The 3,390-nt window shown below is 72.7% G+C and carries 1 protein-coding gene; it reads right to left on the reverse strand.

Going from position 1 to position 3,390, the window contains the following annotated elements:
• Nucleotides 1-3,372, reverse strand: a 3,372-nt coding sequence (locus tag CRM73_RS18590; RefSeq protein WP_229588720.1) for a pyruvate carboxylase, incomplete at its 3' end; no start/stop codon positions are given.
• Nucleotides 3,373-3,390 lie beyond the last annotated feature (18 nt).

Below are 3,390 nucleotides of genomic sequence, written 5' to 3' on the forward strand. Positions count from 1 at the left end.
GCCGCCCGTGGGGGCGGTGATGGAGGCCTCCATCTTCATGGCCTCGATGGTGGCCACCTGGCCGCCCGCCTCCACGGTGTCGCCCTCGGCCACCGTCACGGTCACCGCCCCGGCGAACGGGGCGGCCACGTGGCCGCGGTCCGTGGGGTCGGCCTTCTCGGTCTCGGGCACCGAGGAGGTGATCGAGGTGTCGCGGACCTCGATCATCCGGGGCTGGCCGTTGAGGGTGAGCATCACGGTGCGCATGCCCTTGTCGTCCGGCTCCGAGATGGCCTGCAGGGTCACCAGCAGCCGCACCCCCTTGCCCAGGGAGATCACGTGCTCCCGGTCGGAGGTCAGCCCGTAGAGGAAGTCCCGGGTGTGCAGCAGCGCCAGCTCGCCGTACTTCGCCCGGCTGGCCTCGTAGTCCCGCGTCGGGCCGGCGAACAGCAGCCGGTTCAGCGTGGCACGGCGGGTGGCCGGGTCCCCGGCCAGGGCCTGGGAGTCCTCCGGGGCCAGCTCCGTGATCCCGACACGCACGTTGCGGCCCTCCAGGGCCTTGGAGCGGAACGGTTCGGGCCACCCGCCGGGAGGCGTGCCGAGCTCCCCGGCGAGGAAGCTGATCACCGAGTCGGGGATGTCGAACTTCTGCGGGTTCGCCTCGAACTCGGCCGGGTCCACGCCCATGCCCACCAGCTGCAGGGCGAGGTCGCCCACGACCTTGGACGAGGGGGTGACCTTGACCAGCCTGCCGAGCATGGCGTTGGCGGCGGTGTACATGTCCTCGATCGCCTCGAACCGCTCCCCCAGTCCCAGCGCGATGGCCTGCTGGCGCAGGTTCGACAGCTGCCCGCCGGGGATCTCGTGCCGGTACACGCGCCCGGTCGGGGCGGTGAGCCCGGACTCGAACGGGGCGTACATCCGGCGGATGACCTCCCAGTAGGGCTCCAGGGCGGTCGCGGCCTCCAGGGGGATGCCGGTGTCCCGGTCCGTGTGGGCCAGGGCGGCGATCAGCGCCGAGGCGGGCACCTGGGAGGTCGTGCCGGCCATCGAGGCCTCGGCCACGTCCACCGCGTCCACGCCCGCGTCGATCGCGGCCATCAGCGTGGCGAGCTGCCCGCCGGCGGTGTCGTGGGTGTGCAGGTGCACGGGCAGGTCGAAGCGCTCCCGCAGGGCGGTCACCAGCTTCGCCGCCGCCGCGGGGCGCAGGAGCCCCGCCATGTCCTTGATCGCCAGCACGTGGGCCCCGGCGTCGACGCACTGCTGGGCGAGCTCGAGGTAGTAGTCCAGGGTGTAGAGGTCCTCGGCCGGGTCGAGCAGGTCCCCGGTGTAGCACAGGGCGACCTCGGCGACCGCGGTGCCCGTCCTGCGCACGGCCTCGATGGCCGGGGCCATCTGCTCCACGTCGTTGAGGGCGTCGAAGATCCGGAAGATGTCCACCCCGGTGGCCGCGGCCTCGGCCACGAACGCGTCCGTCACCTCGGTCGGGTACGGGGTGTAGCCCACGGTGTTGCGCCCGCGCAGCAGCATCTGGATCGGGATGTTCGGCATCGCCTCCCGCAGCAGCCGCAGCCGCTCCCACGGGTCCTCGCCGAGGAAGCGCAGCGCGACGTCGTAGGTCGCCCCGCCCCAGGCCTCCACGGACAGCAGCTGCGGCAGCGTGTGGGCGTAGGCCGGGGCCGCGGCCAGCAGGTCCCGGGTGCGCACCCGGGTGGCCAGCAGCGACTGGTGGGCGTCCCGGAACGTCGTCGAGGTCACCGCCACCGCCTGCTGCTCCCGCAGGGCCCGGGCGAACCCCTCGGGGCCGAGCTCGACGAGCCGCTGCCGCCACCCCGGCGGCGGGGTGTGCTCGGAGGGTCCGTCGAAGGGCGAGCGGAACGGCTCGTCCTGCTTGTCGCCCGGGTAGTGGGGCAGCTTGGTGCGCGGGTCGATGCCCTCCACCCGCTCCCCGTTGGGCTGGTTCACCGTGACCTCGGCCAGCCAGGTCAGCGCCTTGGTGGCCCGGTCCCCGGAGGTGCGGGCCTCGAGCAGCTCGGGGCGGCGCTCGATGAAGTCGGTGGCCACGTTGCCGGCGAGGAACTCCGGGTCGGCCAGCACAGCCTGCAGGAACTGGATGTTGGTGGACACCCCGCGGATCCGGAACTCGGCCAGGGCACGCTGGGACCGGTGCACGGCGGTGGCGTAGTCCCGGCCCCGGCAGGTGAGCTTCACCAGCATCGAGTCGAAGTGCGGGGAGATCTCCGCCCCGGCGTAGACCGTGCCGCCGTCCAGGCGCACCCCCGCGCCGCCGGCGGAGCGGTAGGCGGAGATCTTCCCGACGTCGGGGCGGAACCCGTTGGCCGGGTCCTCGGTGGTGATCCGGCACTGCAGGGCGGCCCCGCGCACGGCCAGCTCGTCCTGGGCGATGCCCAGGTCCGCCAGGGTCTCCCCGGAGGCGATGCGCAGCTGCGACTGGACGAGGTCGACGTCGGTGATCTCCTCGGTCACCGTGTGCTCCACCTGGATGCGCGGGTTCATCTCGATGAACACGTGCTGACCCGCCCGCTCCCCGGCCGTGTCCACCAGGAACTCCACGGTGCCGGCGTTGACGTAGCCGAGCTCCTTCGCGAACTTCACCGCGTCCCGGTGCAGGGCCTGGCGGATCCCCTCGTCGAGGTTCGGCGCCGGGGCGATCTCCACGACCTTCTGGTGCCGGCGCTGCAGGGAGCAGTCGCGCTCGAACAGGTGCACCATCCCGCCCTCGTTGTCGGCGAGGATCTGCACCTCGATGTGGCGGGGCCGGAGCACGGCCTGCTCCAGGAACACGGTGGGGTCGCCGAAGGCGGTGTCGGCCTCGCGCATCGCGGCGGCCAGCGCCTCGGGCAGCGCCTCGGGGGTCTCCACCCGGCGCATGCCGCGGCCCCCGCCGCCGGCCACGGCCTTCACGAAGATGGGGAACCCGATGCCCTCCGCCTGCGCCAGCAACTCCTCGGGGTCCGCCGAGGGCTCCGTGGAGGCCAGCGTCGGGATCCCCGCCCGCTTCGCCGCCTTCAGCGCCGCGACCTTGTTGCCGGCCAGCTCCAGGATCTCGGCCCGCGGGCCGACGAAGGTGATGCCCTCGCGCGCGGCGGCACGGGCCAGGTCCGGGTTCTCCGAGAGGAACCCGTAGCCCGGGTAGATCGCGTCCGCCCCGGACTCCTTGGCCACCCGGACGATCTCCTCGACGTCGAGATAGGCCCGCACGGGGTGGCCCTCCTCCCCGATCCGGTACGCCTCGTCGGCCTTCTGCCGGTGGATCGAGTTGCGGTCCTCGTACGGGAACACCGCCACCGTCTTGGCGCCCAGCTCGTAGGCGGCACGGAAAGCACGGATCGCGATCTCGCCGCGATTGGCCACCAGGATCTTGGAGAACATCAACACCCGTTCCGCACC

This window comes from Kocuria sp. CCUG 69068, from assembly GCF_020833785.1.
Taxonomy (GTDB): Bacteria; Actinomycetota; Actinomycetes; order Actinomycetales; family Micrococcaceae; genus Kocuria; species Kocuria rosea.